6 protein-coding genes and 1 tRNA gene are annotated in these 6,451 nt (G+C 70.1%); all 7 read right to left on the reverse strand.

The window, feature by feature from the left end; translation table 11 throughout:
• The coding region (locus tag RIN75_RS43650) for a DNA cytosine methyltransferase (protein WP_309114196.1) at positions 1-115 on the reverse strand (115 nt) is incomplete at its 3' end.
• A 269-nt stretch (positions 116-384) separates the two neighbouring features.
• A complete protein-coding gene (locus tag RIN75_RS43655) occupies positions 385-1,464 on the reverse strand; it encodes a site-specific integrase (protein WP_309117998.1) in 1,080 nt (359 codons plus the stop codon).
• Entirely contained in the window at positions 1,454-1,990 is a 537-nt protein-coding gene (locus RIN75_RS43660; protein WP_309117999.1) for a hypothetical protein, read from the reverse strand. Before RIN75_RS43660 ends, RIN75_RS43655 begins: the two co-directional genes overlap by 11 nt.
• 697 nt (positions 1,991-2,687) lie before the next feature.
• Complete coding sequence (locus tag RIN75_RS43665; protein WP_309118000.1) at positions 2,688-3,836, reverse strand: DUF2637 domain-containing protein; 1,149 nt, start codon at positions 3,834-3,836, stop codon at positions 2,688-2,690.
• Entirely contained in the window at positions 3,833-4,924 is a 1,092-nt protein-coding gene (locus RIN75_RS43670; protein ID WP_309118001.1) for a site-specific integrase, read from the reverse strand. The genes RIN75_RS43665 and RIN75_RS43670 overlap by 4 nt, the downstream gene beginning before the upstream one ends.
• Complete coding sequence (locus RIN75_RS43675) at positions 4,911-5,525, reverse strand: hypothetical protein (RefSeq protein ID WP_309118002.1); 615 nt, start codon at positions 5,523-5,525, stop codon at positions 4,911-4,913. The genes RIN75_RS43670 and RIN75_RS43675 overlap by 14 nt, the downstream gene beginning before the upstream one ends.
• Before the next feature lie 106 nt (positions 5,526-5,631).
• A tRNA-Leu gene (locus RIN75_RS43680) sits at positions 5,632-5,714 on the reverse strand.
• Positions 5,715-6,451 lie beyond the last annotated feature (737 nt).

Genomic DNA, 6,451 nt, shown 5'->3' on the forward strand with positions numbered 1-6,451 from the left:
CGGCGTAGGTGGCGGCGGCGTGCAGGTCCCATTCGACCGCCATGACCGGGTGGTAGCCGCCCGCCGCGGTGAAGCCTGAGGTCATGCCGCCGCAGCCGGCGAACAGGTCGATCATGGACAGCACGGGTTCATCGTATGCCTTACACGGCACCGAACTGTGCCGCCGCGCGACCGGTCACCGCCCGCTTCACAGCGATTCCGAAGGAAGCTCAGCCCGAAGCGTAGGCCATAGCACGGACGACCCGTCCGGGCGAGAACGTCGCGGAACTCCACGATGCAGTCGCACCGCGTCACTGCGCCGACCTTCGCCCTGACTCCCCTGGTGTCGACGCGGGTACGGAGACTTGAGCCGGCGGCGGGGCCACGGTGGAGAAGTCTGCTGGATCACACCGCAGTGTCCAGGCCCGGCTGAGCTTCGGGCCCATCCCGCCAACGGCTCAGGTCACGGTCGCGGGTGGCCAGAGGGTGTGGTTCGCCGGTGAGAGCGGACAGGGCGGCGGCGACATCGGCGAGGTCGGCTTTGACATAGGTCGCCGTGACCCCGAATCTGTTGGTGCTGGCGGTGGCGTGTCCGGCGTAGGCGCGGGCGACCGCGTATCCGAAAGCTCGCTCGACCCAGGTCAACGTCGTGTGCCGCAGCCAGTGTGTGGACACGCCCTGCAGACGGACGGTGTCGAGATGCCGGCCGATGCGGTCCCACAGCCCGTCGTACCGTCGGGCCGACAGCGGATCTCCGTTGTGGTAGCGCAGAACGACGTCTCCGGGTGCTGCTGCTCCTCGCAGGTCGGCGTGGGTTTGAAGACCCCTCATCAGCGTCGGCGATACGGGCTGCCAACGGTCCTTCTTACCTTTCTCCCGCAACTTCACCAGCAGTGACGTGGGGTCCAAGTCGCCCAACTTCAGCCCGAGTGCACCGCCACGCCGTGCTGCGGTCTCCATGTGGAACCGCAGGATCAACGTGTCGAGGTGAGGGTCGTTGCCGGTCGTCGCCGCGATGTCGATGATGTTCTCCACCAGCTCCGGTTCCAGAGCACGGCGTTTGGATACCAGCCGTGGCGGCTTGGCGATCTTGTCGGTGGGATCGTCCCAGGGAAACAACATCCGGTGGACCACCGCGTATTTCATCAGACAGCGCACGGCGTCGTAGGCATGCTCCGCCGCGCTGTGGCCACCGCGCGACGACCTGCGCTCGACCGCCGTGTCTCGACAATGGTTGACGAACCACGTCACGTCGGACGGCAGGAGATCGTGCAGCACCTTGTTCGGCCAGGCCCTCAGAGCCTTGCGGAAGTACGGTTCGTACAGCCTCAGGCTCGGCGCGGGCAGCACCCCTTTCACCTTCTCCACCAACTCCTCCAGCGGCACGGCCGACGTACGCCGGCCGTCCGCGATCAGGTCTTGCGGTGATACGCCGAGACGTTCCAGCACCAGGCGTGCTGCCGCGAGGGCGTCGTCAACGCTCATGACGGAACACCTCCAGGCCGACGCCCTGGTACTGCTCGGCGTGGAAGATCCGCGCCATGTGCGCAAGGTCCGCCATCGAGTGGATGATCAGGAGGCCCTGTTCGCGGGCACCGATCAGCAGGACCGGGTCTCCCGCGTTCACACCGCAGCGCCGGAGCAGAACATGCTGCAGCTGCAACCGTTTGCGTGAGTCGATGACCATCGGGCCCTCCGCTGCCCGTCTGACAACCGCATAGGTCCTGCCGAGTTCGCACTCCAGCGAGTCACCGGGTGACCAGCCGAGCTGACCGAACACGTCGTGGGAGACGATCCGGCCGCCCCGGTCCACCTTCGCCAGCGCGAACCGCAACGACCCGGCATGGAAGGTGCTCTGCAACTCGCCCAGATCGACCCTGCGCATGCGGCGGGGGTACGCGGAAGGGACGTCCGGAAACGACAACGCGCGGATCACCGGATCGTCGTGATCCCGGCGCTGTCTGCCCGACGCGGCACTGATCGCCGTGAGATGAGAATGCTTGCGACGCACCGGGCACCTACCGCCGCCTGCCGGCCCCGAGCGCCGCTTCGTCGAAGCCGATGCTGCCGATCACACTGCCCCCCAAGGTCTGCGCGAGGCCCGCCTCGGGCGGGCACAGGACGCGGTCCGGTCGCCGGCGACAGCGGACGCTGCGCTCTGCCTGCCCGACCTCCGCCCCCCGGCGACGGTCGGGCCGTCCGCTCACTGACGCGCTAACCCAAGCACATATTCGACTCAGAGTCACCATTTTCGGCCCTAGCCCCAGAAACCATGTTTTATAACAGTGTGACGACCACTGTCCGTGATTGGCTCTGGTTGTGAGCGTGGCACTGTCGATCACGGACCGCCGAGCCGACTCCCACGTCGCCTCCTGCGTGTGGGCGACCACTCGAACCGGTCCGGCCAGGTGTCGAGGCAGCGGGGGCGCGCCTCGAAAGCTGGGAAGCGACGCGGCGGGGAAGACCCACGTGGCGACACCCGGCACCCGGGTGTCGCCAGTCGGCGGCGACGCCTGCCTGCCGACCCAACCGCGGACCGTCGCTCTGTCGCCGGCAAGCGCTGCCGATCGCGCGGCGGTCCCGCATGGTCCTCGCCGGCGAGAACACGGCCGACACCGCCGGTCGCCGGCGACCGTGGCCGGCGGAGACTGTCGCCGGCGGCGTGGCAGAGGCCCGCAGTGCCGTGCCGCCACGCCGCCGACCGGCGGTCAACCTGTCTCACTCCTATCGCCGATCGTCCGCGCCCGGCTGCCACCGGCACGGGTGTCGACACCTCCGGCGCCGCTGTCGCCGGCCGGACCGCCCATGGCCAGCAGTGCGAAGCCGGAGACGACCATGAGCCCGTCCAGCACCAGAGGGCCCACGTGGGCCGACAACGCCCCGTAACCCCACGCCAGCAACACGTCGCGGACGTGGCCATAGCTGATCGCCGCCGCCCCGAGCGCGACGACGCCGGTGCCACCGAAACGCGCGACCTGCCAGAGAATGCCGGACCTCCAGCGCACCCGGCTCAGAATCTCGACCGACAGCAGCAACCCCAGCGGCCACACCCCTGCGCCGACCTGCGCCGCGACCGACGGCCTCCACTCCGGACCGTTGCCCGCGGCCGGCAGCCAGGTGTGCAACACGTTGGCGGCGACGGACATGAAGGTTCCGAACACGAACCCCGCCCACGACACGGCCTTGGCACCCCGACCGCTCTCCGGCCGCTGCACGCTGTCGCCGGCCGCCGGCCGCTCGACCACGGGCGTCGCCTGCACCTCCGCGCGCCTGGCGGCACCCGCCGAACCCGCCGCCGGCGGCATGACGAACGCCCCTGCCGCCACACCGCCCGAACCCGCCGCGACAGCAGAGTCGAGGGCGGGCCGGACATTGCCGTCGCCGGCGCTGTCGCCGACACTGTCGCCAGTCCCTCCGGCACCCGGCCGGCCGGCACCGACGAGTTCGACGCCACCGACGTCGTCGGCGACAGCACGCGCGTCACCCGCCGCCGGCCGGTCGCCCGAGGACTCCGCCGACGCCGGCGCGGTTCGGTCGCCGGCGTCTGCGCCACCCCCGTTCGAGGAGGCCGCCGGCTTCAGCGCACCGGTCAGCCTCAGGAAGGTCATGGCGGTGCGGACCTTGTGGTCGGTCGCCCCGGTCGCCTCGACCAACGCGGGCCGACCCGGAGGCCTGAGTCCCCGTGACCGTGCCTGCTCGTACAGCCGCTGGATCTCGCGCACCACGTCCTGGTCGACCGGCACGCCGACGTCGTCCGACACCGACTGCGCCTCCGCCCCGACCGCCGGAGCGTCCTGCACCGGCGAGGCCTCGTACACGATCGCCGACGCCGTGTCGCCGCCACCCGACAGGCTCACCCGGTCACCGGCCTTCCGGCCGCGCGCAACGGGTGCGGCGAAGCCCCCGCCGGCTCCAGCGGTTGGTCGGCCAACGGGTGGGGCTCTCCGGTCAGGGTCTGCACCGCCGTGGCGATCTCCGCCATGGTCGCCTTGGTGTAGACGAACGTCGTGCCCTGACGATTGGACGAGGGATCCGCGTGACCCGCGTACGCCCGCGCCACCGACACCCCGAAGATGCGTTCCACCCACGTCAACGTCGTGTGACGCAGCCAGTGGGTGCTGATCCCGAGGGTCCTGACACTCTCGACGTGCCGCCCGATCCGAACCCAGAGGTTCTCGTACCTCCGGCGCGTGATCGGACGCCCGTCCAGAAACCGGAACACACGCGCGTCGGGCTCCCGGGCTCCCCGGTCGTGCGCGTGGGCCAGCAGATGACGCATCATCGTCGGCGACACCGGCTGCCAGCGGGTCGTCGACCCCTTCTCCTCCAGCAGCACCAGGCACTGCTCCGGATCCAGACCGCCCAGCCGCAGCGCCAGCGCCCCGCCGCGGCGCGCGGCGGTCTCCAGGTGGAACCGCAGCAGCAACGCGTCCAGCGCGGGATCCTCCCCCGTGGTGGCGGCGGCCCTGAAGATCTCCCGCCACAACCCGGGACTGATCGCGTGCCGGCGAGACCGTCCCTTGCGGGGTTTGGTCACCTGGTTCATCAGGTTCTGCCGCGGCGTGAGGATCTGCTCGTCGACCAGGTACCGGTAGATGCAGCGCAACGCCTCGTAGGTGTGCAGAACGGCTCCCTGACCACCGTTGGACGAGCGACGCCGCTTCGCGTTCGCGCGCACCCACTCGAACAACTCGTGCACCTCGGCCGCCGCCGGCTCGTCGCACCTGCGTTCGCCCCACCGCCCTTCGATCCGGGTGAAATACGGGGCGTAGACGAGCAGGGACGCCGTGGGGATCGCCTCGCGCACCCTGGGGATCACCTCGGCGAAGGTCGGCACGACCTCCCGCGCGGCCCTGTCGACCAGGTCCTGCGGCTCGACGCCCATCCGGGCCAGGAATTGCAGGGCCATCTCGACGTCGGCCGGATCCGCCTTAGCCGTCGCCATCCCGATCACCTCCGCCCGCGGTGTCGCCGGTGTCGTGACCGTCGTGGGTGTCGTGACCGTCGTGGGTGTCGTGACCGTCGTCGGCACCGGGCGCGGTGCCCTGCTCGCGCATCCCGGACACCAGCCGGAACGGGTCGGGAAGCAGGTCGTCCAGGCGGTCCAGCCCGTGGACGACCAGGGCCGACAGCGCGGGCACGGCGACCAGCAGGACGCGTTCGCGGTCACGGAATCCGCACCACCTGCGGGTGCGGGCCGGGATCAACACCATGTGGCGCTTGTTGACCGCGTGCCTCCCGAACGGGGAATGGCGCACGACCAGCGTCTGGCCGCCCGAGACACCGATGTCCAGACGGGTGCCCGGAATCCAGCGCAGCTTCCCGAACAACGCCCGGTCCACCAACCGGCCACGATGGTCGAAAATCGCCATCGAGTACGTGCGCAGATGCCGCCGCCGGGAACTGGCCAAAGGGAGGGCGTCGGGTGTGTCCGCACGCCGCACGAGGATGTCCCGGACTCCGGGAGAAACGCCTGCGGCACCGGAGATCGACCGGTCGGACGGCGTCCGCACGAGATCGATACCGGGGATGATCCGCTCACTCACCGTGAGCACCTCCCGGCCTGCGGGAGATGTCCGACGGAGCGGTGCCGCCCGCGCGAAGCCGGGCTCGATGACCTACCTTGTAGGTGGGATGCATCCCACTGTTGAGTGTCCGAGGGGGGACTTGAACCCCCACCCCCTTGCGGGGACTAGCACCTCAAGCTAGCGCGTCTGCCATTCCGCCACCCGGACTCGGCTCTCGCCGTGGTGTGGTCATAGATTACATGATCGTCTTTTATGGTCCAAATCGGGGTGTCCGTTGCCGGCCGTCTCCGCGTTTTTGCTGGTCAGCGGCTTGTGGTGTGTTGTTGGTTGGGTCTGCTGCCGGGGTGAAGTCGGTGTGAGTGGTTGGGCTCGTGGGCCGGGGGAGGCTTGGGCGGGCCTTGTATGGGTGGTGTGGCTGTTGGGTGTGGTTGAGGAGGTGTCGGTGCGGTGGCGGAGGGTGGGGGTCTGGGGTTCGGCGCGGGTGGGGTGGAGTGGCAGGGGAGTTGGTTCGGCTTGGTGGGGCGGACGCGTACGCGGTGTTGCCGGTGGCGGGTGAACCTGGGTTGGGGACGCGCTCGTGGCCTGGTGTCGGGTGCGGGCGGTGCATGCTGGCCATGCGTGGGTGTGTGAGGGAGTGACGAGGCGTCGCGTCGTCGGTGGGCTCGGCGTGCGGCAACGGCTGGATGGGCCTCATCGGGTGTCCACGCGCAGCGCGGCCAGGCGGTGCGGCGGGGCCAGCGGATCTGCCAGGCCCAGCCGAGTTTTTCGAACGCCCAAATCACGCGGGCGGACACGTCGAGTTGGGCGCGGTCGACGCCGCGCCGCGGTCGGCGAGGTGGGGGTACGGTGGGCGCATCGAGCGACCGGCGCGTGACGGGGCGGGGCCGGCCGGCGTGGGCGGGAGGCTCCGGTCCGGCGCGGCCGCGCTGCTGGTCGTCCTGGCG

Source organism: Saccharothrix sp. (genome assembly GCF_031180885.1).
GTDB lineage: Bacteria > Actinomycetota > Actinomycetes > Mycobacteriales > Pseudonocardiaceae > Actinosynnema.

Bases quoted from the DNA above. Each gene is read 5' to 3' on its own strand.
- RIN75_RS43670 (WP_309118001.1), bottom strand. From the start codon at position 4,924: ATGGCGACGGCTAAGGCGGATCCGGCCGACGTCGAGATGGCCCTGCAA.
- RIN75_RS43655 (WP_309117998.1), bottom strand. From the start codon at position 1,464: ATGAGCGTTGACGACGCCCTCGCGGCAGCACGCCTGGTGCTGGAACGT.